This is a genomic window from Edaphobacter sp., assembly GCF_035763405.1.
GTDB lineage: Bacteria > Acidobacteriota > Terriglobia > Terriglobales > Acidobacteriaceae > Edaphobacter.
This window is the reverse complement of record NZ_DASUBE010000097.1, coordinates 1-24,487: the sequence shown is the minus strand read 5'-3', so window position 1 is coordinate 24,487 and position 24,487 is coordinate 1. Positions and strand designations below refer to the sequence as shown.

The 24,487-nt window shown below is 62.2% G+C and carries 29 protein-coding genes; 16 read left to right on the top strand and 13 right to left on the bottom strand.

Going from position 1 to position 24,487, the window contains the following annotated elements:
- The 5 genes from VFU66_RS09995 to VFU66_RS09975 form a co-directional block, all read right to left on the bottom strand.
- Nucleotides 1-858 (bottom strand): radical SAM protein, encoded by an 858-nt coding sequence (locus VFU66_RS09995; RefSeq protein WP_326446101.1) that lies wholly within the window; start codon nt 856-858, stop codon nt 1-3.
- A gap of 21 nt (nt 859-879) precedes the next feature.
- Nucleotides 880-1,272 carry a hypothetical protein gene (locus tag VFU66_RS09990; protein WP_326446100.1) on the bottom strand — a complete coding sequence of 131 codons (393 nt, stop codon included), beginning with the start codon at nt 1,270-1,272 and terminating at the stop codon, nt 880-882.
- An 85-nt stretch (nt 1,273-1,357) separates the two neighbouring features.
- On the bottom strand, nt 1,358-1,765 hold the full coding sequence (locus tag VFU66_RS09985) for a GtrA family protein (protein ID WP_326446099.1): 408 nt from the start codon (nt 1,763-1,765) through the stop codon (nt 1,358-1,360).
- Nucleotides 1,762-2,460, bottom strand: a complete 699-nt coding sequence (locus tag VFU66_RS09980) for a CDP-alcohol phosphatidyltransferase family protein (protein ID WP_326446098.1) — start codon at nt 2,458-2,460, stop codon at nt 1,762-1,764. Before VFU66_RS09980 ends, VFU66_RS09985 begins: the two co-directional genes overlap by 4 nt.
- Nucleotides 2,457-3,311: a hypothetical protein gene (locus tag VFU66_RS09975; RefSeq protein ID WP_326446097.1), complete on the bottom strand. Its 855-nt coding sequence runs from the start codon at nt 3,309-3,311 to the stop codon at nt 2,457-2,459. The genes VFU66_RS09980 and VFU66_RS09975 overlap by 4 nt, the downstream gene beginning before the upstream one ends.
- A gap of 163 nt (nt 3,312-3,474) precedes the next feature.
- On the opposite strand from VFU66_RS09975, the gene VFU66_RS09970 reads away from it, so the two are divergent.
- Entirely contained in the window at nt 3,475-4,356 is an 882-nt protein-coding gene (locus VFU66_RS09970; RefSeq protein ID WP_326446096.1) for a winged helix-turn-helix domain-containing protein, read from the top strand.
- Nucleotides 4,357-4,365: 9 nt separating this feature from the next.
- Here VFU66_RS09970 and VFU66_RS09965 read toward each other — a convergent pair whose 3' ends face one another.
- Nucleotides 4,366-4,821 carry a vitamin K epoxide reductase family protein gene (locus VFU66_RS09965; protein WP_326446095.1) on the bottom strand — a complete coding sequence of 152 codons (456 nt, stop codon included), beginning with the start codon at nt 4,819-4,821 and terminating at the stop codon, nt 4,366-4,368.
- A 194-nt stretch (nt 4,822-5,015) separates the two neighbouring features.
- Here VFU66_RS09965 and VFU66_RS09960 point away from each other — a divergent pair, with 194 nt between their 5' ends.
- Entirely contained in the window at nt 5,016-5,621 is a 606-nt protein-coding gene (locus VFU66_RS09960) for a DUF4870 domain-containing protein (protein ID WP_326446094.1), read from the top strand.
- Nucleotides 5,622-5,625: 4 nt separating this feature from the next.
- Here VFU66_RS09960 and VFU66_RS09955 read toward each other — a convergent pair whose 3' ends face one another.
- Complete coding sequence (locus VFU66_RS09955) at nt 5,626-6,483, bottom strand: DNA-methyltransferase (protein ID WP_326446093.1); 858 nt, start codon at nt 6,481-6,483, stop codon at nt 5,626-5,628.
- A 118-nt stretch (nt 6,484-6,601) separates the two neighbouring features.
- On the opposite strand from VFU66_RS09955, the gene VFU66_RS09950 reads away from it, so the two are divergent.
- The 7 genes from VFU66_RS09950 to VFU66_RS09920 all read left to right on the top strand — a co-directional run bounded on the left by VFU66_RS09950 (nt 6,602) and on the right by VFU66_RS09920 (nt 11,738).
- The gene (locus tag VFU66_RS09950; protein WP_326446092.1) at nt 6,602-7,396 is read left to right on the top strand and encodes a PP2C family protein-serine/threonine phosphatase; all 795 of its coding nucleotides are present in this window, start codon (nt 6,602-6,604) and stop codon (nt 7,394-7,396) included.
- Nucleotides 7,397-7,440: 44 nt separating this feature from the next.
- Nucleotides 7,441-8,295 carry a 3-hydroxybutyryl-CoA dehydrogenase gene (locus tag VFU66_RS09945; protein ID WP_326446091.1) on the top strand — a complete coding sequence of 285 codons (855 nt, stop codon included), beginning with the start codon at nt 7,441-7,443 and terminating at the stop codon, nt 8,293-8,295.
- Entirely contained in the window at nt 8,296-8,553 is a 258-nt protein-coding gene (locus VFU66_RS09940; RefSeq protein WP_326446090.1) for a hypothetical protein, read from the top strand.
- Between the two features lie 65 nt (nt 8,554-8,618).
- Nucleotides 8,619-9,077, top strand: a complete 459-nt coding sequence (locus VFU66_RS09935; RefSeq protein ID WP_326446089.1) for a MaoC family dehydratase — start codon at nt 8,619-8,621, stop codon at nt 9,075-9,077.
- 63 nt (nt 9,078-9,140) lie between these two features.
- Nucleotides 9,141-10,181 (top strand): MBL fold metallo-hydrolase, encoded by a 1,041-nt coding sequence (locus tag VFU66_RS09930; RefSeq protein WP_326446088.1) that lies wholly within the window; start codon nt 9,141-9,143, stop codon nt 10,179-10,181.
- Nucleotides 10,182-10,267: 86 nt separating this feature from the next.
- On the top strand, nt 10,268-10,756 hold the full coding sequence (locus VFU66_RS09925) for a hypothetical protein (protein WP_326446087.1): 489 nt from the start codon (nt 10,268-10,270) through the stop codon (nt 10,754-10,756).
- Between the two features lie 130 nt (nt 10,757-10,886).
- A complete protein-coding gene (locus VFU66_RS09920; protein ID WP_326446086.1) occupies nt 10,887-11,738 on the top strand; it encodes a rhomboid family intramembrane serine protease in 852 nt (283 codons plus the stop codon).
- A gap of 18 nt (nt 11,739-11,756) precedes the next feature.
- Here VFU66_RS09920 and VFU66_RS09915 read toward each other — a convergent pair whose 3' ends face one another.
- A complete protein-coding gene (locus VFU66_RS09915; RefSeq protein WP_326446085.1) occupies nt 11,757-12,221 on the bottom strand; it encodes a PA2169 family four-helix-bundle protein in 465 nt (154 codons plus the stop codon).
- Between the two features lie 350 nt (nt 12,222-12,571).
- On the opposite strand from VFU66_RS09915, the gene VFU66_RS09910 reads away from it, so the two are divergent.
- The 3 genes from VFU66_RS09910 to VFU66_RS09900 all read left to right on the top strand — a co-directional run bounded on the left by VFU66_RS09910 (nt 12,572) and on the right by VFU66_RS09900 (nt 16,112).
- On the top strand, nt 12,572-15,187 hold the full coding sequence (locus VFU66_RS09910; RefSeq protein ID WP_326446084.1) for a DNA translocase FtsK: 2,616 nt from the start codon (nt 12,572-12,574) through the stop codon (nt 15,185-15,187).
- A 233-nt stretch (nt 15,188-15,420) separates the two neighbouring features.
- Nucleotides 15,421-15,708 carry a type II toxin-antitoxin system Phd/YefM family antitoxin gene (locus tag VFU66_RS09905; RefSeq protein ID WP_326446083.1) on the top strand — a complete coding sequence of 96 codons (288 nt, stop codon included), beginning with the start codon at nt 15,421-15,423 and terminating at the stop codon, nt 15,706-15,708.
- A complete protein-coding gene (locus tag VFU66_RS09900; RefSeq protein WP_326446082.1) occupies nt 15,699-16,112 on the top strand; it encodes a PIN domain-containing protein in 414 nt (137 codons plus the stop codon). Before VFU66_RS09905 ends, VFU66_RS09900 begins: the two co-directional genes overlap by 10 nt.
- A 382-nt stretch (nt 16,113-16,494) precedes the next feature.
- On the opposite strand, the gene VFU66_RS09895 is transcribed toward VFU66_RS09900, so the two are convergent.
- Nucleotides 16,495-16,878, bottom strand: coding sequence for a helix-turn-helix domain-containing protein (locus VFU66_RS09895; RefSeq protein WP_326446081.1), 384 nt, complete (start codon nt 16,876-16,878; stop codon nt 16,495-16,497).
- A 426-nt stretch (nt 16,879-17,304) separates the two neighbouring features.
- Nucleotides 17,305-18,051 carry a 3-oxoacyl-[acyl-carrier-protein] reductase gene (gene fabG / locus VFU66_RS09890; RefSeq protein ID WP_326446080.1) on the bottom strand — a complete coding sequence of 249 codons (747 nt, stop codon included), beginning with the start codon at nt 18,049-18,051 and terminating at the stop codon, nt 17,305-17,307.
- A 108-nt stretch (nt 18,052-18,159) separates the two neighbouring features.
- Between fabG and VFU66_RS09885 the strand changes: the two genes are divergently transcribed.
- The 3 genes from VFU66_RS09885 to recA all read left to right on the top strand — a co-directional run bounded on the left by VFU66_RS09885 (nt 18,160) and on the right by recA (nt 21,692).
- Nucleotides 18,160-19,716 carry an FAD-dependent thymidylate synthase gene (locus VFU66_RS09885; protein ID WP_326446079.1) on the top strand — a complete coding sequence of 519 codons (1,557 nt, stop codon included), beginning with the start codon at nt 18,160-18,162 and terminating at the stop codon, nt 19,714-19,716.
- Between the two features lie 2 nt (nt 19,717-19,718).
- Nucleotides 19,719-20,507, top strand: coding sequence for a hypothetical protein (locus VFU66_RS09880; protein WP_326446078.1), 789 nt, complete (start codon nt 19,719-19,721; stop codon nt 20,505-20,507).
- Between the two features lie 117 nt (nt 20,508-20,624).
- The gene (gene recA, locus VFU66_RS09875; protein ID WP_326446077.1) at nt 20,625-21,692 is read left to right on the top strand and encodes a recombinase RecA; all 1,068 of its coding nucleotides are present in this window, start codon (nt 20,625-20,627) and stop codon (nt 21,690-21,692) included.
- Between the two features lie 388 nt (nt 21,693-22,080).
- Here the strand turns inward: recA and VFU66_RS09870 are convergent, their stop codons facing one another.
- Genes VFU66_RS09870 through VFU66_RS09860 form a run of 3 tightly spaced genes read right to left on the bottom strand, consistent with a single transcriptional unit; the run spans nt 22,081 to nt 23,841 of the window.
- Nucleotides 22,081-22,677, bottom strand: coding sequence for a Spy/CpxP family protein refolding chaperone (locus VFU66_RS09870; RefSeq protein ID WP_326446076.1), 597 nt, complete (start codon nt 22,675-22,677; stop codon nt 22,081-22,083).
- Nucleotide 22,678: 1 nt separating this feature from the next.
- On the bottom strand, nt 22,679-23,212 hold the full coding sequence (locus tag VFU66_RS09865) for a hypothetical protein (RefSeq protein WP_326446075.1): 534 nt from the start codon (nt 23,210-23,212) through the stop codon (nt 22,679-22,681).
- Nucleotides 23,209-23,841: an RNA polymerase sigma factor gene (locus tag VFU66_RS09860; protein WP_326446074.1), complete on the bottom strand. Its 633-nt coding sequence runs from the start codon at nt 23,839-23,841 to the stop codon at nt 23,209-23,211. The genes VFU66_RS09865 and VFU66_RS09860 overlap by 4 nt, the downstream gene beginning before the upstream one ends.
- A gap of 117 nt (nt 23,842-23,958) precedes the next feature.
- Between VFU66_RS09860 and coaD the strand changes: the two genes are divergently transcribed.
- The gene (coaD, locus tag VFU66_RS09855; protein ID WP_326446113.1) at nt 23,959-24,453 is read left to right on the top strand and encodes a pantetheine-phosphate adenylyltransferase; all 495 of its coding nucleotides are present in this window, start codon (nt 23,959-23,961) and stop codon (nt 24,451-24,453) included.
- The last annotated feature ends 34 nt before the right edge of the window (nt 24,454-24,487 follow it).

Below are 24,487 nucleotides of genomic sequence, written 5' to 3'. Positions count from 1 at the left end.
TCAGTTCAGGAACATGGCGCGGTAGAGCGCGTCTCGCCGCGCAGGTTTGAATCCGGCGTCGCGGACGGCATGGCGCAGCTTCTCTTCAGCGGCAGTGTTGCCAGCATCGTTGCAGCCAAATCGAAAAGAGACCTGAATCACCTTCAGGTCGGCGGCCCCGAGGCTGGACTGGATGTTCTCGATATTGTCGAGGAACAGGCGCGCGATGGCCAGCGTCTTCAGATATTCGACCGCGGTAGGTTCATCCAGTCCCCTGGCGGCTGCTATCTGCGGAACGAATGCGGCGAACCCTCCGGTTGCTCCCTGGAGATGGCGGATGGAGACGAGGTGGTCGAGACGGCGCTCCAGCGTCTCTTCTGTGCTGAAGGTCAGGCTCGCCGTGGTGCGGAGGCCGAGGCGGTGAGCGGCTTCGTGGACCGCGAGCCAGCCCGCGTGGTCGGCGCAACCGTCTCCCACGATCGTGTCGAGTCCGGCATCGTGGAGCCGCGCAATCGTTGCACTGAGGCCAAGGCCGGAGACCTTCGCAATCTCGATGATCTCCGCTGCGGACAATCCGTAGAGGTCAAGGCCGGGATGACGGTGCTTGATGGCCTTGAAGAGCGACTCGAACCAGGCGACGTCGTGATGCGGCTGTGTGGCGCTCGAAATTTTGACGGCGGTTGCATCGGACTCAACAACGTCATCCAGCGACCGGAGAATCGCTTCGTGCGACTCGGCGCAGTCGATCCTGCCTTCGACTCCGTAGCTAACGACGTTTTCGGGATGGAGTTTGCGGCGGATTGCATCCGCTTCCATGCCCAGACCAATCAAATCATCGCTCCGGTAGCAGTCCAGAGCTTCTTCGCGGCTGATTCCCATGATTTGATTTTACGCGGGCAGTCACTTGACGGGCAGGATCAGCCAGATCATCATGACCAGCACGACGAACATAAGGCCGACTCCGGCCTTCACCCAGCGGCCAAGCGACTTCATCTGCTGTTCGAGCGCCTCCATCCGTTGGGCCTGGTCTTCTGTTGTCTGGCGGGATCGTTGGACGTCTTCTGCGACTGCGGCGAGCTGCGTGCTCTGCTGCTGCAACTGGCGATAGAGGCCGGAGTGCGCTTCGGTGAGCTGACTGAGGTCGCCGCGTACCCCCTCGGCCATTGCGGCCATCGCGGCCTCGTTGGCCTTTTCGGAGGCTGTGCGCGTGGCGAAGAACTTGTCGGCCATGGGTACCAGCCGCGCGAGATGAGGAAGCAGTTCAAACAACTGCGCAAGCACTTTGGGCCACATGGTCTCCGTCCTTCGTTGAGTCTGGTGTCTGTTCAGGTTAGATGAAGGACGGGCATGGCGCTACCGGCGAAGCCAGATGGAGGTCTTACAACGCTTCTGCATTACGCTGTGAGGCAAATACCCAACTGTCTCCCAGGCAGAAGTTAACTATCGAGCAGCAGAGGATAGCAATGACGTTTGCGGCGAGGACGGGCAGGTGTGCTTCTTCGACGAGCAGGCGCATCAGCGCGAGGTTGCCGACCATTGAGACGAGGCCGTTGGAGAGATGGAAGCGGGCAAGCTGTGCAAGCGTGGATCCGTCGCGGCGGTCGCGCCATGTGTAGCGCAGGTGCCAGGCAAAGTTGTGGAGCAACGTCAGCTCGATGGCTGCGGCTGTGGCGACGAGGTAGTGACCACCGCTCCAGCGATTGAAGAGTGCGAGCGCCGCAAGCTGCACTGCCATGCCCATTGCGCCCACCAGATTGAATTTGCACCAGCGTAGCAGCGTGTTCATCCGAGCGGCTCCTCGCGGTAGAGCTGGGCCGTGTGGCGCATGCTGAGGACGATGACGAGTGCGAACATGCAGGCTGCGGCAATCGCTCCGCCCAGATCGAACAGCAGCACGTTGTGGCCGAAGATGTGGGCATGCGGGTCCCGCAGCAGCGCGAGCGTGCCGGCAATCAGAAGAATGCGGAGCTCGGTGGGACCGAAGAGTCCCTGCGAGAGCTCGAAGCGCGACAAGGTGTAGGTGGCCAGGTAGCTTTCGCCCGCCAGCAGCAGAAACGCGACCAACATGGCGATGGTCACCCACCAGTGTGCGAAGCCGGAGAGGCCGAGCCCACACATCAGGGCGACGGCCCCGAGGATGTCCACGATGTGATCCACATAGAAGCCGTAGCGCGGGCGTTGCTGGTGGCGAACGCGGGCCAGCGTGCCGTCCATGCTGTCGCCGAACCAGTTGAGCGTGATGCACACCGCCACCAGCAGCAGAAAGCGGTGGTCGTAGCGGGAGAGCGCATAGCCGGCTCCTGCGCCGATCTGTGCCGCGAAGCCGAGTGCCGTGAGCTGGTCGGAGGTGAGCCAGCGCGGCGCGCGCTCGGCCATCCACGTCAGGGCACGCTTTTCGAGCGCGGCTGTCAGCGACTGATTGACACGTTGTGCCGTGGCGAAGCTCGTCTTGTTGTTCGGTACAACGGTCTGTGTGCTCATCGTGAGGACGCCTTTCTGAAAGAGGTGTTTTGCGCAGGATTTTTCAGTGTGTTACATGCCGCGTGGAGCGTGAACTCAAGCGATTCGCGGGGAACGCTTTCGACGTAGGGACCGATCACCCAGCCGAGGCCAGGCGGAATCGAGCGCGTGAGGGATATGGTCTCGATTTGCAAGTAGAGTCCGCCGTCGCGCTCCTCGTAGCTCCAGTAGGTGTCGAGCCGCCATAGGAAGCCGTGTTCCTGGCTGCTTGTGAGCACGCGCTCGCGAGCGGTGCCCGGCGAGTCGATCTCGTCGATCCGCGTACTGTGCGAGATGCTGTAGCCATGTTGCCGGTCGAGCTGGCCGAAGGTGACGTCATAACTCGTATCCATGACTACCGTGATGACGTGCTTCTGGCGCACGCGCATCCATGCCTGCATGTGACCGCCGGGCGGGGTGAGCGCCCTGGCCTCTAGCACCTGCGGAGAGAAGATTTTCGGATAGGAGTTGTAGTCCTGCATCAGACGAACGAAGTCGGTAGCTGTTGCTCCGGGGGCGAAGGCTGTGCCGCGCCAGTGGTGCAGCATCGCGCCGGGAAGATCTGCACCCTGTGGCGGTGTGATCTGCTCGATGACGAACTCTCCGGCTCGCAGACGGGCTGACTCCTGTTCCTGGTTGGAGAGCGCGAGGAAGCTGTCCGGCGAACGATGCTGCTCGGTGAGCCTCGACTCAACTGCATGGCTGTAGGCGTTGAAGGCGGCGACAGCGGCGGTGGTTGGCCCTTCGCCCCTCGCAGGCATTGCGCTGATGAGGCACGGCATGAGGCAGGCCGTCGATGCCACTCGGAAGAGAGGATTGAGGCGTCGATGCATGTCTGCATCCTGCCGGTTCAGGCGCGGAGAAGCAATGCAAGGGACCTCACCCCGCAAGAAAGGTTCCTCACGGTGTAACTTGCAGCAGGCGCGGGACTTCAGAAAAGTTCTCACGCAGGTCAACAGCTTGAATCGAGCACCGCATTCGGTACACTGAAGCCCAATGCCAGACTCGCAGCCAGACCTACGGCCAACAAGAAGGTATCGCTTTGGAGCGTTCGAGGCCGACTCCGCTACCGGAGAGCTGCGCCGCAACGGCGTGCGCGTCAGGCTGCACGCGCAACCCTTCCAGGTGCTGGCGATGTTGCTGGAGCGTCCCGGCGAGATGCTGACGAGGGAAGAGATCAGCCGAGCGCTTTGGCCCGAAGGGACGTTTGTCGATTATGAGCATGGCGTGAACTCGGCGGTGAACCGGCTGCGCGACGCTCTTGGCGATAAGGCCAGCAACCCGCGGTTTGTCGAGACGCTGGCTCGGCGCGGCTACCGCTTTGTTGCTCCGGTGGAGCGGATCGTGCCGAACGAGACTGCTTTGGAGCCGCCGCTTGCAGAGTCCTCGACTGCGGCGGAAGCGAATTCGCGGCAGGGAATTTTCGACCGCGTGCTGGCCTCGCCCGAGGACCTGCCGAAGAGTTCGCACACCGTCGTGCAGACGCTCTTCATCCTTTTGCAACTGATGTATATCGGCTTCTACGTCGGCGCGCTGGCCAATCTGGCGGAGATCAGCGAGATCCTCTCGCGGCTCTCCTTCGCTACCGAGGCATTCATCGTCGTGATCGTAACGGCTGCGCTGCTGATTCCTGTCCGCGCCTTCTTGATCACCGCAGTGCTCTTTCACGCGCCGGGGTTTCAGAAAAAATTCCTGAAGATATGGCCGGTGCTTCTTCTGCTCGATCTAGCGTGGTCGCTGGCGCCCTTCCTGCTGCTGCACCACATCAACTTCGGCCTTGCGCTGGCATGTACGGCGCTGCTGGTCTACTCTCCCTTCGCGCAACGCTCGCTCATCCTGATGGGCGCAGGCGCGGTGGAGGGTTCATCAGCACGATAATGTATGGCCTCAGTAGGCAGGCTGCTTCTGCTGTCGTCGCCAGCGCAGTACGAGGGCGACGATTGAGGCGAGCAGAATAGCGGTCATAATGCCTTGCGACCACAGGCAGTAGATGCACCACTTCTCCATGACGTAGGCCTCGATATAGCTGAGGAAAGCGGCGCAGAGGAAGCCGATCTGGGCGGCCTCGAAGACCAGCCACCAGCGGCCAGCCAGCGCCAGCAGGAAGATCACTCCATAGCCGATGATGCCGACGGTGGCCACGGGAATGTGGTGCTTGCCGGGGGCCTCGTCAAAGGTCTTTGGCGGGAAGACGGCGAAGCGGCTGTGGTTGACCGTGCCGCAGTCGAACTTCTCCGTCACGGCGCAGGGAGGGGCCAGGCCGGGATCCATATAGTGGATGCGCAGCGCCGTGATCGACACGTAGAGACCCGCGAGAGCGAGAAGGGCAACCAGATATTTCATCCTTCGATTTTACGGGGAGGCTTCCGCGTGCGGGAAAGCTCTTTTCGTCCGCTGGGCAAGATAGGGAGGGACACGCAAAAAAGAAAGTTGACCGAGCGCTGTCTCAGGTATGCTGTGTAGCACCAATGCGGGGCCGGTTTTGCGGCTACATTTTGCTGAATATGCTGGCCTCAGAACTGGGAGAGGAGCTAACCATGCAGTGTCCTGTATGTCACGCCGAAGTGGGGCCCCAGAATACGTTTTGCACGAATTGCGGAAATCCTGTTCAGGGTGCGTCCGCCGCGCCGCAACAGAATCCGTATGAGCCGGTATCGACGCCGGCCGCCTATCCGCCGCCGGCGGCCGCTTCAGCCGGGTACGCTCCTCCGCAGGGCAGTTATGCGCCTCCGCAAGGCTCCTATCCGCCTCCGCAAAGCGGCTATCCGCCGCAAGGCGCGGCTGCCGGTTCGGGCGGGCTGTCGGAGACCGCGGCTGCGGCCATCTCTTACATCACCATCATTCCCGCGATTATCTTCCTGGTGGTTGATCCGTACAAGAAGATGCCGCTGGTGCGCTTTCACTCATTCCAGTCGATCGGGCTGTGCGTGGCGTGCATCGTGGTATGGATTGCGATGATGATCCTGCAGTTCGTTCTGCACTTCATCCCGCTGATTGGATTTCTGTTCCTCTTCGTCGGCATTGGCCTCGACATTCTCTTCTTCATCGCATGGCTGATGTGCATCCTGAAGGCGAGCAAAGGCGAGTGGTTCAAACTGCCTCTGATCGGCGGCTTTGCCGAGAGCCAGGCCCGCGCTCAGTAAGGCTTCAGTTCGCGCCCCCGGAGAGTGAGTGTCCACTTCGGGGGCCGTACTGTTTAAGCCGCCGTTCCATGACGGTGAGCGCGGCGGGGTTCTGGTCGATGAGGACAAAGTTGCGGCCATGCCGCGCAGCGGCCTCGCCCGTGGTTCCGCTGCCGGCGAAGAAGTCGAGCACCAGGTCGCCGGGATTGGAGTGGACCTTGACGATGCGCTCAAGGATGCCGAGCGGCTTCTGCGTGGCGTAGCCTGTCTTCTCCTTGCCCGTGGGCGAGACGATGGTGTGCCACCAGACATCGGTGGGCGTCTTGCCGCGCGCGGCCTTTTCCGGGCCGACCAGACCGGGTGCCATATAGGGAATGCGATCACAGGCATCGAGGTTGAAGATGTAGTTTTCCGGATCTTTTGTGTACCAGAGGATATTGTCGTGTTTGGCTGGCCAGCGTTTGGTCGAACGCGCACCGTAGTCGTAGGCCCAGATGATCTCGTTCTGAAACGAGTCGCGGCCGAAGATCTCATCGAGCATGATTTTGCAGTAGTGGACCTCGCGGTAGTCGATGTGGAGAAAAAACGAGCCGGTGGGCGAGAGGATGCGGTGCGCTTCGACCAGTCGCGGGCGCAGGAAGCCGAGGAAGTCGTCAAACTGGTCGAGGTAGCCGGAGGCGGCGGGGTGGTCCAGCACCTCGGTACGGTAGCGTCGTCCGCCAAAGCCCACGCGGTCGCCGGCCTCGTCCCGAACCGTCTTCAACTGCCGCCGCGCCTGGCGCTTGCCCGTGTTGAAGGGCGGATCAATATAGATGAGCGGCACGGAGCCGGAGGGCATGGCGGCAAGAACGCCCAGGTTGTCGCCGAGGATGATGCGATTCATCGAAACGTCTCCCACGCCTAACACTAACGTAATCTTGGTTGCCGTCGCGTGACCGTGTATTGTTTTTTGCGGACCACTTTTGCGCCTGGGAATGTCTGCGAACCAGTTAATCTATGCCATGCTATCGGACCGTGGTCGTGTGCGCCGCGGCAATGAAGACGCCTGCGCCGCTTCGCCGGAGAGCGGCGTCTATGTGGTCTGCGACGGCATGGGCGGGGCGGCCGCGGGCGAGATCGCCAGCCATCTCGCGGCGGAGACGCTGCTCGAACATCTTGCCCCGGTGACGCCGAACGGCAAGCCTCCGCTGAAGCCCGAAGCGCGGTTGAGCGCAGCCATCGGCGCGGCGAACCATGCGGTGTACCGCGAGTCTCGGCAATCGGCGCGGCTGGCCGGCATGGGTACCACACTGGTGGCGCTGCTTCATGCTCCGCTCTCGAACGGCAGCAAGTCGGGTACGCGCCGTCATGCCAACTCGCGCGCGACCGACCCGGCCACGCTGTGGCTCGCGCATGTGGGAGACAGCCGCTGCTACCGCTGGCGTCGCAACCGGCTGGAACGGCTCACCGAGGACCACTCGCTGGTCGAAGAGCAGATGCGCGCCGGTCAGATTACCGCTGCCGAGGCCGCCCGGTCGCCCATGCGGAATCTCATCACGCGAGCCATCGGTTCGCAGCCCACGGTGCAACCCGAGATTCAGAGCCATCGTCCGCATCCCAATGACCTGTATCTGCTTGCGTCCGACGGTCTGATGCACGAGCTGGACGACGAGGAGATAGCAGGCGTTCTCGCCGCGCTGCCCACCCCCTATACGAAGACGACGCTCAAACGCGGCTGCGATGCGCTGGTGGCCGCCGCCAACGCCAATGGCGGGCACGACAACATTACGGTGGTGCTGGTGGCTGTAGTTTTGTAGGACCAGGGAATAGGGTGTAGGAGTAGGAATCAGCGAGGTTCCGTATGGCCGGGATCAGAACAATCGGAGTGATCGGCGCGGGAACGATGGGCAATGGCATCGCCCACGTCTCGGCGCGCGCAGGGCTCAGGGTGCTGCTCTACGATGTAGACAACACCGCGCTCTATCGTGGGCTTGATACCATCCGTGCCAACATGGCGCGCGAGGTCGCCAAACAAAAGTTGACTGTCGAAGAGGCCGAGGAAGCGCGTTCGCGCATCGTGCTGACCACCAGCCTCGACGATCTCGTTCCTGCTGAACTGGTCATTGAAGCCGCGACCGAGCGGTTTGCCGTCAAGTCGGAGATCTTCCGTGGGCTCGATCGCCTGCTGCCGGCGGGCGCGGTCCTTGCCTCGAACACGTCGAGCATCTCGATTACGAAGCTGGCGGCTGTGACGAAGCGGCCCGGGCAGGTCATCGGGATGCACTTCTTCAACCCTGTGCCGGTGATGCAACTGGTCGAAGTGATTCGAGGCTTGCAGACGACGCAGGAGACGTTGGACATGGTCCATGCGCTCGCCGTGCGGCTGGGCAAGACGCCGGTCGAGGTGAACGACGCTGCGGGGTTCGTCTCCAACCGCGTGCTCATGCCGCTCATCAACGAGGCGGCCTACGCCGTGATGGAAGGCGTAGCGACGGCCGAGGCGGTGGACAAGGTGTTCGTGCTGGGCATGGCTCACCCGATGGGGCCGCTGACGCTGGCTGATTTCATCGGTCTCGATGTGTGCGTGGACATCATGCGCGTGCTGGCCGAAGGGCTCGGCGACCCGAAGTACAACCCCTGTCCACTGCTGGTGCGCATGGTCGATGCAGGATGGCTGGGGCGCAAGAGCAGGCGCGGCTTTTATACTTATTCTTAGATGATGACCAAAACGCTCACCGAAGTCGGGGCAGTTCTACTGTGTGTGTTCTTCACGGCGACGGGCGCGCTGATGCTGGTCTCTCCGGGCACGTATTTCCGGTGGGTAAGCCGCGTGGGTCCGCGCAGAAGCCACGTTGAGGGAACCGGGCGCGGCGGACGCTGGCTCGCCTTCGAGCTGTGGACGCGCGTTCGCGGCCTTCTTCTGCTGGCCGCCATGGCGTGGGTTGCGTATCAGGGGTATATCCATATCCGGTAAACGAACGCCTCTGGATGGCCAGCCGAGATGCTCATCCCGTACACTTTTAGCCATCAGGAGAGACCATGCCGAAAGAGCTGTACTTTGAAGACTTTTACGTAGGGCAGAAGTTTGCGTCGCTGGGCGGGGTCAAGGTGACGGCCGAAGAGATCAAGGAGTTCGGCAGCAAGTACGATCCGCAGCCGTTCCATCTGGACGAGGCTGCCGGCGAGAACTCGTTCTTCAAAGGTCTGGCCGCCTCGGGCTGGCTGACGGCTGCGATTGTCATGCGGCTCCGGGTGCAGAGCCTCACCGTCGCAGGAGGCATGATCGGTGCGGGTGTCGAAGAGATGCGTTGGACCAAGCCGGTACGCCCGGGCGACTCCATCCACACCGAGATTGAAGTCGTGGGCGTGCGGCAGTCGAACTCGCGCAAGGACTTCGGCGTCGTGCGCACGCGCACACTCGCCTTCAACCAGAACGACGAAGTGGTCATGCGCTCGACGGTGAATTTTCTTGCGCCGCTCAGGTCTGCGGCGAAGTAGCAAATCGAACCAAATCAGTTACCGGATCAGAAAACCCACAGCCGCACGGCGTATCCTTGACAGATGATGCGGATGACGGTGCTGGCGTCGGGTTCCAAGGGCAACAGCACTGTCATCTCCAGCGCGCGGACGCGCATTCTGGTGGATGCAGGGCTTTCCTGCCGCGAGATCCTCAAGCGCATGGCGCTGGCGGGCGAAGACGCCTCTACGCTGGACGCCATTCTGATTACGCACGAGCACATCGACCACGTCAGCGGGCTGGGCGTACTGGCGCGCCGGTTGCAGATTCCTGTCTTCATCACCGAGCCCACGCACCGCGCCTGGGTACAGATGCTGACGCCGCGCTCCACCATGACCTACGCGAAATGGCTGGAGCACATCCAGCGCGAAAAGGAAGAGCGTGCCCGTGAGGCCACCGAGGCCGTAGCCAGTCCGGCTGTCTACAGCCCCGCCGCCGAGGCCGCCTCGATTGCGCACATCTCGGCCGAAGCCGAGGCGCTCGATTCCACCCTGAACCGCACGCGACGCATCTACGCCGGGGCCGACCCTGTTGACCCGGAGGAAGACGCCACGCGCGTTACGAAAAAGACCAGCCCCACCGAGCTTCCCGTCGTCGAGTACTTTCACGCCGGGGCCGATTTTTCCATCGGCGACATCGCCGTTTCGCCGTTCACGATTCCGCACGACGCCGCAGACCCTTGCGGCTTCGTCTTCGAGTCGGAGGGCATCCGCATGGCCCTGGCAACGGATCTCGGCTATGTACCTCCCAACGTCAAGGCTGCGCTCCGGCGGATCGACGTGCTTCTGCTCGAATCGAACCACGACCTGGAGATGTTGCGCGACGGGCCATATCCCTGGTCGGTCAAACAGCGCGTGCTCTCGCGTGTCGGGCATCTCTCGAACCACGCCACGGCGGAGTTTCTCGAGAACGACTACGACGGCCATGCGAGCTACGTCGTGCTGGGCCACCTGTCGGAGTCCAATAACGCCCCGGAGCTGGCGAGGATGTCGGCCGAGCAGGCGCTGGGCGGACGTACCAATCTTCTGGGCAATCGGCTGCTGCTCGCCAGCCAGTCAACCCCTTTAGAATCAATCTGCTTGTAGGTTCCGGTACGCGGAATCCATTGGTTAATACACGGAGTATCTTTTCTGTGGCGCGAATAGTCAAAGAAGATAGAATGAAAAAGCCGATGAAAAAGACAGCTTTGGAATTTCCCGCCAGCCGACGCCCGCGCCATTCGCAGTGCGTCGATCAGGTCGTTGGAGACATCCTCTCGGGATGGAGGTACGACATCTCGGGGCTGTCACCGGCGATGCGCACCGACTACGAGGAGCACCTGCGGGAGTGCGGCCATTGCCGCCGCCGCCAGAACATCGCGCGCGCCATCGACATGCTGCTGCTTGCCGTCAGCACGCTGTCGATTGTGGCTTTTCTGCTGGCCGCCGTCGTCATCCACAGAGTTGAGCTGATTACGCACATCTTCACCATCCAGGTGCGGCTGAACCAGACCCACGCGGTGGCCATCTCACTGGAGGCCGTAGCCGTGGCCGGGGTGCTGTTCTCCGCGCTGATGTGGGTGCTGGTGGCAATCGCCACACCGCTGCCCGGCTTCCTGGGCAACCTCGTGCAGCAGCGTATCCCCGCAGAAATCCGCGAGCGGTTCACTAAAGCGGCTTAGAAGACATAAAGACAAACTGCGACCACGGATTGACACGGAAAAACACGGATCCTCTCCGTGCCCATCCGTGAAAATCCGTGGTCGTCTTATTTGTCATTGCGCGCGGCACACGTTAGCGTATTAGAAGCACATGCCATCCCCATACGAGCCACAAGGTGAGGTCTTCCCGCCTGCGCAGCACGGTGCGGGCCACCGCCCCATGCCCGACTACGAGAAGGAGGCCTCGCGCCCCAACTCGCGCACGAGCGGCTGGAACGTGCTGGCTGCTCCCGGGACGTATCTGCTGGTCGGCATCAACTGCGCGGTCTATCTGTGGATGGTGCTCAACGGCGTCTCGCCCAGCGACCCCACGCCCATGCAACTCATCCACTACGGCGCGAACGTGCCTCTGCTGGTGCTGCACGGCCAGTGGTATCGCCTGCTGACCGCGACCTTTGTCCACGTCGGCATCATTCATATCGCCACCAACATGTGGTGCCTGTGGAATCTGGGCCTGCTGGGCGAGCCGCTGCTGGGCCCGATGGGGTTGATCGCCGTCTATATGCTGACCGGCATCGCCGGCAATCTGCTCAGCACCAGCGTCAATGTCATCGATGCGCTTCTGCGACATGGCCCGCTGGAGTTCTTTGTAGGCGCGGGCGCGTCGGGCGCGGTCTTCGGTATTGCGGGCATCCTGATCGTGCTGCTCTCGAACCGCAAGCTGCCCATACCCTGGTATGAGTTGAAACGGCTGCGCCGGTCGGTCATCTGGTTTGCTGTTGTGAACCTGATGCTTGGCGTGGGAGCGAACTTCACCAGCATCGTGCGGGTGGACAACTTCGCCCATCTCGGCGGATTTCTCTCCGGTCTGGCAATCGGTGTGCCGCTGCTGCCGCGGATGACCTCAGGACGCACACGCTATCTTCAGCGGCAGAAAGTTACCTTTGCCGCCGCCGCATTCGGTCTGGCGCTGTTCGGATACTGGATCGCCAATCTGCGGTAGAAGACCTGAGAGGAACAGTCATTTCATCGCAGGCGTTTCGCGGTGGCTCCGGATGAAGTCACGCGTGCTGAGGACTTGCGCCTGCTGCGTCGCCAGCAGCTCACGGACCGGCAAGGGCAGCTCGCTCCTGAGCGCATCGGCGTAGACCTCCGCAACCTCGTCTTCCGCCTTTTCTGCTGTAGCGAGCAGGGTGTGGTCGCTTCCGCCCAGGCGGGCCTTCAGCTCGCCCCAGACGCGATAGACGGCCCCGGTGGCGGTGCCATTCTCGTTGATGTCATGGACGCCGTTTTGATGGAGCGTCTCCTCCAGGTCTCCGCGGAAGCTGGCGCGCTGGAGCGACTCGGCGAGGAAGTGCCGTTTGAGCGCGTCGTCTTTCAGGTGGTCGCCCAGGTCAGCGAAGCCCCGCTGGCTGTCATGAAGGGAGTTGATGACGGCCTCAAGAGCAAGAACCATCTCGTGTTGTCTGCCTGCGTCCGTAGACATGGGAAACCTCGATCCGGGTGTTGTCGATTGGCGGGGTCCGTCGGCTGCGTGCGATTCTCCTTCACCGGCGGCAGGCGGAAGAAATCGCGAAAATCCCGCTCCCCCGCCAATCGGCACTAAGGACCGCTGACCCATGCGGGCGTCAGGCGGCGATTTGTTAACCAGATAGATGCCGCGACGGTGCGTGGGTTTGCACAGCGGGTTTGTATTCGGATACCCCGGGGGCGAGATTTCCCCCGGCTCGTTGGCGCTCTGGGATAATCGAAGGTGCTCTGGTGGTTACGGCCTCGGCGCGAAGGTTGCGCGTGGTGCGAGCGAGGCCGCGCGTACTCCGAATAAAGGCTCCCCCCATGAAACCGCTACGACTCGTTTCGTCACCGACCAGACACCGCCGTCTCAATGAGGTCCTCGGCCTCATTGTCCTGTTTGGCGCGGCCCTGCCGCTGCTGCTGGCGCTGGTCAGCTATACGCCGACCGATCCCTCATTCAATACCATCGGCGCGTATGTCACCGGCCGGCCTGCACATAACTGGACCGGGCAGGTGGGAGCTTATGTCGCCGATGCGCTGCTGCAACTGATGGGCGTGGCGGCGTTTTTTCTGCCGCTGATGCTGGGGCGTCTGGGCGTCAGTTGGTTTCGCTCGCGGCCGGTGGGCTCCACGCGGGCAAGGTTTATCGGCCTGGGCATGTGGGTGGTCTTTGCTCCGGCGGCGATTGGGCTGCTTCCCGGACACATGCTGTGGCGCGGTACGCTGCCCATCGAGGGCGTCAGCGGGCGGCTGCTGTCGGACTTTCTGGTCGAGTACCTGAACCTGCCGGGAGCCTGCATCGTGCTGCTCCTGATGGTGGCCCTGTCGCTCTACCTCACGACGACGTTCACCTTCAACACCGCCCGCGAGTGGGCCACGGCGCGCTTCGGGTTCATCGAGCGGCTGTGGCTGTGGTGGGCCGAGCGGCGTGCGCGTCGCAAAGGCGCGCAGGTTGACGTCGAGACGTATGGCAGCAAGCGCGAACTTGCAGAGATGAAGGCGCGTCGCGCGCGAGAGCAGGAGGAAGCTGCCGCCAGAAAGGCCGAAGCACCGGCCAACACGCTGCTGGGAAGCCTCTTCGGCTGGCTGAGCCGCAGAAAGCGCGTCAAGTCAGTCGATCCCGAACCTGAGGGCCCCGTGCCGGCGCCGTCTTCCGTGTGGCAGGCCATGCCGCGCACGATGGTCGATGCTCCGCCGGTGACGCCGCTGAGCACTGCTACTGCCGCCGCCGCGCCGTACGCCGAGGCGCTGGCGAAAGCAGCCGCTCCGGTCCGCGCGGTCGATGATGAGTCGAACTTCGCCAGCCGCGGGTTCTTCGATGAACCTTCCGCCAAAGCACCTGTCGCGGAGCTACCGAAGAAGAAGGCAGTGGAAGCGCCGCTCGCGCCGCAGGCTGCTCCAACTGACAGCAGCATCTCGTTCGGCAAGCGCGCTGACGCGGACATCAAGCCGGTCACGATCGTTCCCAAGAGCGTGCGCGGCTACAAGCTGCCGCCCTCATCGCTGCTCTATCACAACGACGATCACACAGTCGTGCGCGAGGATGCCCTGCGCGAAGAGGCCAAGGTTCTGGTTGAAAAGTGCGCCGAGTTCGGAGTGAACGGACAGGTGACGCAGATCAATCCCGGGCCGGTTGTGACGACGTTCGAGTTCCGTCCAGAGGCGGGCGTGAAGGTCGCGCGCATCACGGGGCTGGGCGATGACCTCTGCCTGGCGATGGCCGCCGAGTCGATCCTGATTGAGCGGATGCCGGGCAAAAACACCGTGGGCATTCAGGTGCCGAACAGCGAGCGCGAGACCATCTGGCTGCGCGACGTGGTCGAGTGCGAGAGCTTTGCGCAGTCGAAGAGCCGTCTCGCCATCGCGCTGGGCAAGGACATCAACGGGCGCATCGTCACCGCCGACCTGGCCGCAATGCCGCACGTGCTCATCGCGGGCTCAACCGGCTCGGGCAAATCGGTCGCTATCAACGCGATGATTATGAGCGTGCTCTTCAAGAACACGCCTGAGCAGGTGCGCATGATCCTGGTCGATCCGAAGCGCGTCGAGCTGGGCATGTACGAGGGCATCCCTCACCTGTTCACACCCATCATCACCGAAGCGAAGCTGGCGGCCAACGCGCTGCGCAACGCCGTGCGCGAGATGGAGCGGCGGCTGAAGCTGCTGGCCGCAAACCACGTCCGCAACATCGACCAGTTCAACAAGCTCTTCGAGCACGGCAGCGAGTACCTGTTTGAGGACGTGAATCAGGAGCCGCTGCCTTACATCATCATCATCATCGACGAGCTGGCTGACCTGATGATGCTCGACCGGGCGAACGTCGAGGAGTCGATTACGCGGCTGGCGCAGATGGCGCGCGCCGTGGGCATCCACCTCGTTCTGGCGACGCAGCGGCCTTCGGTCGATGTCATCACCGGGCTCATCAAGGCGAACGTGCCGACGCGCATGAGCTTCCGACTGGCGACCCGGGTGGACTCGCGCACCATCATCGACTCGAACGGCGCGGAGAACCTGCTGGGTCGCGGCGACATGCTCTACCTGCCGCCGGGGACGAGTCGCGTGCAGCGTGTTCATGCTCCGTTCGTGACTGAGAAGGAGATCTCAGCGGTCACGTCCTTCTGGAAGGAGCAGGGCGAAGCAGAGTACGTTCACGACTTCCTCGAAGGACCGAAGGACGAGGCCGGCAAGGAGATCAGCGAGTCGGACGGCGAGGACAACGATCCGATGTACGACGACGCGGTGCGGCTGGTCTTCGAGTTCGGCAAGGCGAGCACGTCGCTGCTGCAGCGGCGGCTCAGGATTGGCTACGGACGGGCGGCGCACCTGATCGACCTGATGTACAACGATGGGCTGGTCGGTCCGGCGGACGGCTCGAAGCCGCGCGAACTGCTGAAGTCGCCGAACTGGATGAGCGAGGTCGATGCCGCGATGCGGTAGGTACCCCCCTCCCCTTAAAGTACTCAAAATCCTTTGAACAAAGGGGTTAGGTCCGGACTACCTGCGCACGTTTCGTGCCATTCCTCCTGAACATGGAAAAGCCCGGCTGGTCGCCGGGCTTCACTGTTTCCTGATTTAAGGGTATCAGCGGTGTCAAGGGTGGGCTGTGGAAAGCGGTACCGGGATCGAGCGCCGAGGGTTCAAAAAATGGGAATGCGGGTATCATCGTGAATATGGCAGTGAGTCATATCCCGGAGACGGAAGCGGCCCGCGACTTCGCAGGGCTGCTGGCCCGCGTGCGCGCCGGCGAAGAGATCATTATCGAGCGGGAGGCCTCGCCCGACGTGGTGCTGCGCGTGGCCGCTGAGCCGCGCGGACGCCTGTTGTCTGAATCCATCGCACTCGCTGAAGCTCATGCGAAGGAAATGGGATGTGAGCCGGTGATGGATGCGGAGTTTGCTGCCGACATGGAAGAGATCATCCGCAACCGCAAGCCTCGCGACACGTCGGCATGGGACTGATTCTCGATTCCAGCATCCTGATCGCAGGTGAGCGGCGCGGCGAAACCGTCAGGCAGGTCATCGAGCGTGTTCGTGCCGCTTTCGGTGATGCAGAGAGCGCGCTGTCTGCTGTCAGCATCATCGAGTTGACGCATGGAATTTACCGGGCCAAGACAGATTCGGAACGGGCGCGGCGCAAAGCTTTCTCAGATGAATTGTCCCGCGATATGGTTGTGCATCCGGTCTCGCTGGCAATCGCGCAGCTTGCCGGACGCATCGAGGGCGAGCAGGCGGCCCGAGGGATTGCCATCGCGGTTGAAGACCTGATCATCGGGGCCACGGCCCTGCATCTTGGCTTCGACGTCGTTACGCTCAACGTAAAACATTTCCAGGCCATTCCCGGTTTGACAGTCGTCACACTCTGAGTAGATGCTGCGGCTTCGACGCGGCTTCCGGCATGTGTCGAAGCAATGGCCCCCGCTTGCAAAAGGATCCTGAGGATGGTCACGGTCTTCTTCGCGTCGTCGATGGAGTAGATGACCCGGTACACGTTGGGTCTGTTGCCAACGAGAAGGTGACGAAGGGTGGAATCTTCCGGTGTGGCCGGGAACCGGTGAGGGAGCGGGCGGAGCGATTCGAGGGCCGCTCATGGAGACCGTCTGGGACGCTCTGATTAAGTATCGGAGGGCCAGGGAATGAATCGGCGCAGAAAAGAAATACAGGGATTCTTCCCATTCGACTTCGCTTAGGGCAGGTTGCTGCGCTCAGCATGACGGGTCGAAAATCGGAGGCTTAATCAGAGACTCCCTAGGTGAGGGTGGTCTGGGCGAATTTGCGAACCATGGCGAGCAGCAGGCGGCGGTCGCTCTCGTTGAGGTGGGCGGAGTAGCGTTGCACCTGCGTGAGGAAGCGGATCTCCTCTTCGCTGAGGTTCAGCGACGACATCTCCTTGGCGATGACCTCTTCAGCGAAGAACTCGGAGAGTTGGAGGTCGAGCGCGCGGGCAATCTTTTGCAGCGTCTCGAGCGACGGCACGGTGTGGCCGTTCTCGACCCGCGACAGATAACAGCGCAACAGGCCGGTGCGCTTCTCGATGTCTCCCTGCGACATGCCCTTTTGCAGGCGATAGCCGCGGATGGTGGTGCCAATGTTGATCGAAATCGGGAGGCTGGCTTCGGAGCCAGAAGTCATGTCAGCGGGAAGTGTTTGCATGTCAGCCATTAGCCACAAAGTAAACAGGAACTTCCTGTTGGTCAATGGCTAACTTAGGGGACTGTGGATTTCTGTACCAGCCCAGGTTCATCTGGAGAGAGTTAGCGGATAAAACCTTAACTTTTACTTTAACCCCGTGGGCATTGGGAACCGGAATCAGTATTACGAAAGCCACTATTAGCGCAAAGGTAATCCCCACGGCGGGCGGCGTGGAATGGTTCCCGAAGTGGTGTTTTGGGAACGCACGCAACACGGCTCGGGCTGGAGAAAGCGTGTGAGCGCCGTGGCATTGAGGCTGACGTGGGAGAAATACGGGGATCTCTCCACTGCGGCGGCAAAGAGCGCCTCCTGCGGTCGAGATGGCGTGCTTTGGATGGCGGAATAGAGACGAAATGCGGCGACCGCTTACGCCATGTGCATGCCGCCATTGACATCGAGGGTGTGGCCGGTGATGTATGCGGCCTCTTCGGAGGCGAGAAAGCGGACGGCGTGGGCGATGTCGAGGTCGGTGCCGACGCGGCCGAGCGGGATGTGCTGGGTCATGGCGGTCTTCTGCTCGTCGGTGAGGATGGCGGTCATGGCGGTCTCGATGTATCCGGGCGCGACGGCGTTGACGGTGATGGAGCGGCTGGCGAGTTCGCGGGCGAGCGATTTGGTGAGGCCGATGAGTCCGGCTTTGGAGGCCGCGTAGTTGGCCTGGCCCGCCTGGCCGGTCTCGCCGACGACCGAGGTGATGTTGATGATGCGGCCCCAGCGGTTTTTGACCATCTGCGACATGACGGCCTGGGTGAGCAGGAAGGCTCCGGTGAGGTTGGTGGAGAGGACGTCGTCCCAGTCCTTGCGCTTCATGCGCAGGGCGAGGATGTCGCGCGTGATGCCCGCGTTATTGACGAGGATGTGGACCGCGCCGAGCTGCGTGATGACGGCCCTGGCGCAGTCCTTGATGGAGTCTTCGCTGGCGACGTCGAGCGCGAAGGCGTGCGCTGTGCCACCGGCGGCGGCGATCTCGGCGGCGACCGAGGCGAGTTTGTCGGCGCTGCGGGCGGCGAGGGCGACGGTTGCCCCGGCGCGTGCCAGTTCGAGCGCGCAGGCGCGCCCAATGCCCTGTGAAGCTCCTGTTACCAATGCGATGCGTCCGGCCAGCGTGCTCAATGAACCTCCGTAATGCGTGCAACTGAATTATACGAAGTGGGCCGGGAAGAACATCCTCAGGGGCATAGCGTATTCTGACTTTCTCAATTCTTCATACTCCTGGTGCCCATGTCCGAGAACGAAAAGAAGACCACTGCAACCGACGTGTATGCCATTCACGGCGCAGACCCCGAAGTGTTGGCTTATGCCATGGCGAAGTACTCGCGTTCGGCCCTGACGATGAAGGAGTCGCTGGCCGAGATCAGCGCCCAGCGCGCCGAGCAGTTTTTGAATACGTTCTATTTTCAGTACGGGCACCGGTCGATTGCCGACCTGGCGCATATTCCGTTCGCAGTGGAGAGGCTGAGTCTGCTGGCCGCGATTGAGCTGGTGGACGAGCAGCGATGGGATGGGCAGGAACGCTCGACGCGCTACCAGAACTTCCGCACCTCGGGGTGGCACACGCCCGACCTGGGCACGAGGACTGCGGAGTTTACGGCTGCCGTGGAGGGGCTGTTCGGTGCGTATGACCGCATCGGCGCGGGCATGTTGGCGGCGCTGAAGGGGACGATTGCGCGTCCGGAGGAGATGAAGGCGGAGGCCTACGAGCGCACGCTGAAGGCGCGGGCGTTCGACGCGGCACGGTATCTGCTGCCGCTGGCGACGAACACTTCGTTGGGCCAGATTGTGAATGCGCGCACGCTGGAGACGCAGGTCTCGCGCCTGCTGACGAGCCCGTTTGCCGAGGTGCGCGAGCTTGGCGAAAAGCTGCGTCTGGCGGCGACGGAGCCGGCGTGGAATGTGCATCAGAGCGCCATGAAGGTGCTGTGCGAAGAGATTGGCTCGGTCGATGCGGCATGTGGTGAGCGCGCTACGGAGGCGCTGCTGCGTCCGGTGAAGACTGCGCCGACGCTGGTGAAGTATGCCGTGTGCAATGAGTATCTGGCCCAGAGCCGCCGCGAGCTGGCTGCGGCTGCGGCTGAGCTGATGAAGGGCGCGGCGATTGCGGCGGCACCGGTGGTGGATCTGATTGACGATATCGAGTCGCTGGAGGTGGAGCTGGCGACTTCGTTGCTCTATCCGAACTGCCACTATCCGTACCGGCAGTTGCGCGAGCAGGTTGATGCGCTGACGGCGGCGCGGCGCGATGAGCTGATTGCGCTGGGTACGAAGCATCGCGGGCGGCACGACGAGTTGCTGCGTGCCTTCAGCGCGGGGCGCGGTTTCCGCTTCGATATTTTGATGGACATTGGCGGCTTCCGCGATATGCATCGGCATCGGCGGACGACGCAGCTTTTGCAGGGCTACACGGATGCGCACGGCTACGAGGAGCCGGTTTGCCCGGGGCAGCCGACGTTGGCTGAGGCGGGGATTGAGGCCGAGTACAAGGCCGCGATGGAGGCGGCGTTTGCTGCGTATCGCAGCCTGCGCGACAGTGGCGTGGCGGAGGCGGCCCAGTCGGCACAATACTGCCTGCCGCTGGCGACGCGGTGCCGGGGGATGTTCAAGATGGACTTCGCCGAGGCGCTGTATATCTCGGAGCTGCGCTCGGGCGTGGCGGGGCACTTCAGCTATCGCCGCGTGGCGTGGGAGATGTACCGGGCCGTTGCGGCGCGGCATCCTTCGCTGGCGCATTTGTTCCGGATTGACGATGTGAACGTGCCGGTGGATTTGTTGAAGAGGTAGTCGTGAAGATATTGGCTGTTCTCTTTCTTTCGCTGTTCGTGCCTGTGGTCTGTGCCCAGACGGTTCCCACCAACGACCAGATTTTTGCAGCCCTGTATGGAAGCCATTACAACCCAGAGACCAAGGTTGCGACCTGGCATTGTCCGCAAGAGACTGCTACATCTCCCGACGAGTGCATCTCCAAGACAGATTCCGTCGCGAAAATTGATCTGATGTTGATGCACCTGATTGAAGTCGATGGAACCTGGAAGGCATTTGTCGTAACCAGCGCAATCGTAAAATCCTACACATGCCATGCCTGTCAGCCGCCGATCGTAGCTGCTGTCTTCGCGTTTCGCGATCACAAATGGCAGGTGGAAAGCCAGACTGAAAACAACTATCAGTTTGGGGCTTTCGGAGACCCGGCAAGTTCGACGTTGGTGAAGATAGGGCCAAAGCTCTATGGGTTTATGTTTACTTTGGACTGGGCTCTGAGAGGATATGAGGGAACGCAAGCGCAGCTACTGGCTCCTGTAGACAAGACCGTCCAGAAGGTATGGAGCGGAAGTCTCTACGAAGACAACAGTGGAGACTACGATCCAACCGGAAAAATCGGCTCATCGCATCGCATTCATTTTGATGCCGCATATCGCGTTGTACCTATCGTGTACAACGGTTTCTATCTTTTCCAGATTGTGGGCCGCGGAAATGGCAACACCTACAGATCGGGCAGCGGAACCTTCACTTACCACTTTTTGGATGGGGAGTATCGCCCGATGGGCAAACACTGGCAACTGAGAAGTAGGCCATGAAGATAGTAATCACTTCTCAGTGACATTTCGCTTTTTGTTTGCTTTTCCTGATTTTGATGCTAGAATCCGCTTTGAACCAGAATCGGCACTTTTACCCCCGCAGAGGAGCAGCAGAACGTGGCAGACGACCGTACAAAAGCAATTGAGTTGGCCCTTTCAGGGCTGGAGAAGCAGTTTGGCAAGGGCTCCATCATGCGGCTGGGGTCGCGGGATGTGGTGCCGATTTCGGTCATCTCTACGGGGTCGATCTCGTTTGACGCGGCGCTGGGCGTGGGCGGTGTGCCGCGCGGGCGCGTGATTGAGATCTTCGGGCCGGAGTCTTCGGGTAAGACCACGATTACCTTGCAGATTATTGCAGAGGCGCAGAAGACGGGCGGGCTGGCGGCGTTTGTGGACGCCGAACATGCGCTCGATCCGGCTTATGCGGGCAAGCTTGGCGTGGACATCGACAACCTGCTGGTCAGCCAGCCGGACTACGGCGAGCAGGCGCTGGAGATCGTCGAGGCGCTGGTCAGGACGAACGCGATTGACGTGCTGGTGGTGGACTCGGTGGCCGCGCTGGTGCCGAAGGCGGAACTCGACGGCGAGATGGGCGATTCGCACATGGGCTTGCAGGCGCGGCTGATGAGCCAGGCGCTCAGGAAGCTGACCGGGACGGTCTCGAAGTCGCGGACGTGCCTGATCTTTATTAATCAGATCCGCGAGAAGATCGGTGTGATGTTCGGCAATCCGGAGACGACGACGGGCGGCAAGGCGCTGAAGTTTTATTCGTCGGTCCGCATTGATATTCGACGCATCGGCGCGGTGAAGGACGGCGATTCGGTGGTCGGCTCGCGCACGAAGGTGAAGGTGGTGAAGAACAAGGTGGCGGCTCCGTTCCGCGACGCCGAGTTCGACATCCTGTATGGCGAGGGCATCTCGCGCGAGGGCGATGTGCTGGACCTGGCGGTGCTGCACAACATCGTGGACAAGAGCGGCGCGTGGTACAGCTATCAGGGCGAGCGCATTGGCCAGGGCCGCGAGAACGTCCGCGCCTTCCTCAAGGAGAACAAGGACATCTTTGCGCGCGTGGATGGCGAGCTTCGCAAGAAGCTCGGCATCGCGGGCGGTGCGGGTGCTGCTGTTCCTGACGCGCCTGCGGATGGGGCGGCTCAGGCGAAGGAAGCGGTGCGGGCCAAGAAGTAGCCCTTTTGTCCTGAAGGGGTGTGCCTGTAAAGGCAAGACGCAGATTCCCTTCGGGAATGACAAACAAAAAGGGCAACAGCAACAGGAGATTCCTCCGCTGCGCTACGGAATGGAAATGCAAAAGCGTGGCGCGGGGAATGTGTGTCGATTCCCACCCATGCGCATGATGCCGCGCATGGATGGGGCACCGGCGAATGCAGAAGAGGTGCACCCAGGGAGTAAAACCGCAGGTCCTTCGACTACGGCGGCAAAAGCGCCGCCTGCGCTCAGGATGACAATTTCTATCGGTAAATCTGCTTAAGAGATCCGCTGTCGTTCTCAAGTCCCGCATGCAAAAAGAAGGGCACAGGATGTGATGCCTGTGCCCCCTGGAGGTTGATGAAGACACCTATGGATTGGATGGGGGCGCGGGAGCGTCTCCTGGCTTGGCCGGGGGCTGCGGTGCTCGGCGGTCGTCCTGGCGCTGATGGTCACGCATCATGAACATGCGGCGGCGGGCTGTGTGATCCCAGTCCTGTAGCTTGGTCCACTGGTCAGGCGTGAGCACGCCGCGGATGCCGAGCAACATGCGGGCGTTGGCCCGTTCGAGATCGGCGCGGGCGTGGGCGATGCTGTCGATCTGGCTGAGGACCTTGTTGGTGTCGGGCGGGTTCTCGGCGAGCATGGGCTGAAGTACGACCTCCTGCTTTTCGAGTGTGGCCTTCAGGTCAATCAGCTCCAGACGGCTCTTCTGGAAGATGTCGTCCATGCGCTTCTGCTGGTCGGCAGTGAGGTTGAGCTTCGTGACCAGGTCGGGGTTCTTCCACCACATGCCCGGAGGCGCGATGCGGAGGCCGTCACGCATTCCGTCGGACATGCCGCGCACCATGTGGAACCTGTGCGGGCTGGGGGGCGTTGACGGTGGCGGACCGCCCGGCTGCGCGAGCGCGAGCGGGGCCGCGAGGAGAGAGACCAGGGCAAGAGAAACAATGGGCCGGAGACGCATATCAGTTCTTCCTTTGTTCGGGGGTGGATGAGGGTGCGGTTGTGCTCGCGGTGGGGTCGGCGAGCGGATGCATGGCCGCCGGAACGTCGGCGGAGATGTCCTGCGCGATGCCGTCGAGCAGCGCCTCGTCGGACTCAGCGGGCTGCGCGCTTACCGTGGTTGCGGCGACAGGCTGCGGTGCAGGTGCGTGCGTGCGGTGCAGACTGAGCGGGAGCGCGACGGCGATGGCGAGCGCGGCGGCGGTGGCCCAGTAGAGCATGTGCGAGCGGAAGCCCGGCGCGGGCGCGATGGAGGAGCGGCGCATCGCGGGACGCGAGTAGGTCTGGGCCGCGTAGGAGCCGGCGGCCTGGCGGAAGAGCGTGAGCGAGTCGCGCAGGCTGGCAAGCTCGGACGAGCAGGTGAGGCAGTTGCGGAGATGGTCGTCGGCGGCCTCGATGGCGGCGGACTCGGGCTCGGACGGGAGCGCGAGGAGCACGTCGCAGAGCTGCTCGTGAGTCAGGTGATGGGTGACGTGATGAGTTTGAGGGGTTCTCATAGGGACTCCTTTGCGTGTTCGCCGCGCCTGGCGCCGTTGTGTTCGGCGCGGAGCGTGGCGAGGGCGCGGTAGAGATGGGTCTTGACGGTGCTGATGGGAAGCTGGGCGATCTGGGCGATCTCGGCCAGCTCAAGCTCCTCGACGAAGCGGAGCATGAAGACGTTGCGCTGGCGGGTGGAGAGGCGTGCGACCGAGTCCCAGACGAGGGCGAGCTGCTCGCGTGAGATGAGGGCGGCTTCGGGCGAGCTTTCGCGGTGCGGGATGTGCTCGGAGACGTCAGAGACATCGACGGCGGTCTCAGAGACTTTTTTCCAGAAGCGGAAGCGGTCGGTGCGGGTGTGGTCGCGGATGAGGTTGAGGGCGATGCGCATGAGCCAGGTGAAGATGGCGCAGTCGCCGCGGAAGCTGGCGCGGGCGGCCCAGGCGCGGGTGAAGGTGTCCTGCGTGAGGGTGAGGGCGAGGTCGCGGTCGCGGATGGAGACGAGATGGAAGCGGAAGATGCGCTGCTCGTAGGTGGCGATGAGCGAGTCCATGTCGTCGAGCGGCGTGGCGGCCGGGGCGTCGCGCGGCGTGACGGCGGGAAGGGTCTCGGACGTGATGGCGGGCGAGGACATGAAGTGGCGAATCACCGGCTTTCCTGCGGCGTAACGCTGCTATGGGTGGAGACGCGCGGGAGCGTCTGGAAGACTACAGCAGGCGGCGGATTTGTGACACGGATTTTCGCGGCGGGTTGTATGCTGCTGAATATGCACACCGTCAAGGCTATCTATCCGGGGACGTTTGACCCGCTGACGAACGGGCACCTGGACCTGATTGCGCGCGGGTCGAAGATTGTGGACGACCTGGTGGTGGCGATCCTGCGCAACTCGGAGAAGGGAACGCCGCTCTTTACGGTGCCGGAGCGGGTGGAGATGATTACCGAGGCGACGCGGGGCTTTGGGAATGTCTCGGTGGACACGTTTGACGGGCTGCTGGTGGACTTTGCGCGGGCGCAGGGGGCGAAGGCGGTGCTGCGCGGGATTCGGGCTATCTCGGATTATGAGTATGAGTTCCAGATGGCGATGATGAACCGGCAACTCGATCCGGCGCTGGAGACGCTGTTTATGATGCCTGCGGAGAAGTACACCTACGTCAGCTCGCGGCTGGTGAAGGGGGTGTTTCAGTTGGGCGGGGATGTATCGGCGCTGGTGCCTCCGCTGGTGGTGGAGCGGCTGAAGGCGAAGGTTCCGAGCCGGGTTTAGGTGGTACCCCCCCTCCCCCTATTAAGTACTCAAA

What these genes read in the sequence shown, in the direction of transcription:
- VFU66_RS09865 (WP_326446075.1), bottom strand. Translation starts at nt 23,212, where the DNA reads ATGAGAACCCCTCAAACTCATCACGTCACCCATCACCTGACTCACGAG.
- VFU66_RS09970 (WP_326446096.1), top strand. Translation starts at nt 3,475, where the DNA reads ATGCCAGACTCGCAGCCAGACCTACGGCCAACAAGAAGGTATCGCTTT.
- VFU66_RS09885 (WP_326446079.1), top strand. Translation starts at nt 18,160, where the DNA reads ATGTCCGAGAACGAAAAGAAGACCACTGCAACCGACGTGTATGCCATT.
- VFU66_RS09930 (WP_326446088.1), top strand. Translation starts at nt 9,141, where the DNA reads ATGATGCGGATGACGGTGCTGGCGTCGGGTTCCAAGGGCAACAGCACT.
- VFU66_RS09915 (WP_326446085.1), bottom strand. Translation starts at nt 12,221, where the DNA reads ATGTCTACGGACGCAGGCAGACAACACGAGATGGTTCTTGCTCTTGAG.
- VFU66_RS09950 (WP_326446092.1), top strand. Translation starts at nt 6,602, where the DNA reads ATGCTATCGGACCGTGGTCGTGTGCGCCGCGGCAATGAAGACGCCTGC.
- VFU66_RS09945 (WP_326446091.1), top strand. Translation starts at nt 7,441, where the DNA reads ATGGCCGGGATCAGAACAATCGGAGTGATCGGCGCGGGAACGATGGGC.
- VFU66_RS09870 (WP_326446076.1), bottom strand. Translation starts at nt 22,677, where the DNA reads ATGCGTCTCCGGCCCATTGTTTCTCTTGCCCTGGTCTCTCTCCTCGCG.
- VFU66_RS09920 (WP_326446086.1), top strand. Translation starts at nt 10,887, where the DNA reads ATGCCATCCCCATACGAGCCACAAGGTGAGGTCTTCCCGCCTGCGCAG.
- VFU66_RS09995 (WP_326446101.1), bottom strand. Translation starts at nt 858, where the DNA reads ATGGGAATCAGCCGCGAAGAAGCTCTGGACTGCTACCGGAGCGATGAT.
- VFU66_RS09905 (WP_326446083.1), top strand. Translation starts at nt 15,421, where the DNA reads ATGGCAGTGAGTCATATCCCGGAGACGGAAGCGGCCCGCGACTTCGCA.
- VFU66_RS09940 (WP_326446090.1), top strand. Translation starts at nt 8,296, where the DNA reads ATGATGACCAAAACGCTCACCGAAGTCGGGGCAGTTCTACTGTGTGTG.
- VFU66_RS09980 (WP_326446098.1), bottom strand. Translation starts at nt 2,460, where the DNA reads ATGAGCACACAGACCGTTGTACCGAACAACAAGACGAGCTTCGCCACG.
- VFU66_RS09985 (WP_326446099.1), bottom strand. Translation starts at nt 1,765, where the DNA reads ATGAACACGCTGCTACGCTGGTGCAAATTCAATCTGGTGGGCGCAATG.
- VFU66_RS09975 (WP_326446097.1), bottom strand. Translation starts at nt 3,311, where the DNA reads ATGCATCGACGCCTCAATCCTCTCTTCCGAGTGGCATCGACGGCCTGC.
- VFU66_RS09955 (WP_326446093.1), bottom strand. Translation starts at nt 6,483, where the DNA reads ATGAATCGCATCATCCTCGGCGACAACCTGGGCGTTCTTGCCGCCATG.
- VFU66_RS09900 (WP_326446082.1), top strand. Translation starts at nt 15,699, where the DNA reads ATGGGACTGATTCTCGATTCCAGCATCCTGATCGCAGGTGAGCGGCGC.
- VFU66_RS09935 (WP_326446089.1), top strand. Translation starts at nt 8,619, where the DNA reads ATGCCGAAAGAGCTGTACTTTGAAGACTTTTACGTAGGGCAGAAGTTT.
- VFU66_RS09990 (WP_326446100.1), bottom strand. Translation starts at nt 1,272, where the DNA reads ATGTGGCCCAAAGTGCTTGCGCAGTTGTTTGAACTGCTTCCTCATCTC.
- VFU66_RS09960 (WP_326446094.1), top strand. Translation starts at nt 5,016, where the DNA reads ATGCAGTGTCCTGTATGTCACGCCGAAGTGGGGCCCCAGAATACGTTT.
- coaD (WP_326446113.1), top strand. Translation starts at nt 23,959, where the DNA reads ATGCACACCGTCAAGGCTATCTATCCGGGGACGTTTGACCCGCTGACG.
- VFU66_RS09965 (WP_326446095.1), bottom strand. Translation starts at nt 4,821, where the DNA reads ATGAAATATCTGGTTGCCCTTCTCGCTCTCGCGGGTCTCTACGTGTCG.
- VFU66_RS09910 (WP_326446084.1), top strand. Translation starts at nt 12,572, where the DNA reads ATGAAACCGCTACGACTCGTTTCGTCACCGACCAGACACCGCCGTCTC.
- VFU66_RS09925 (WP_326446087.1), top strand. Translation starts at nt 10,268, where the DNA reads ATGAAAAAGACAGCTTTGGAATTTCCCGCCAGCCGACGCCCGCGCCAT.
- VFU66_RS09895 (WP_326446081.1), bottom strand. Translation starts at nt 16,878, where the DNA reads ATGACTTCTGGCTCCGAAGCCAGCCTCCCGATTTCGATCAACATTGGC.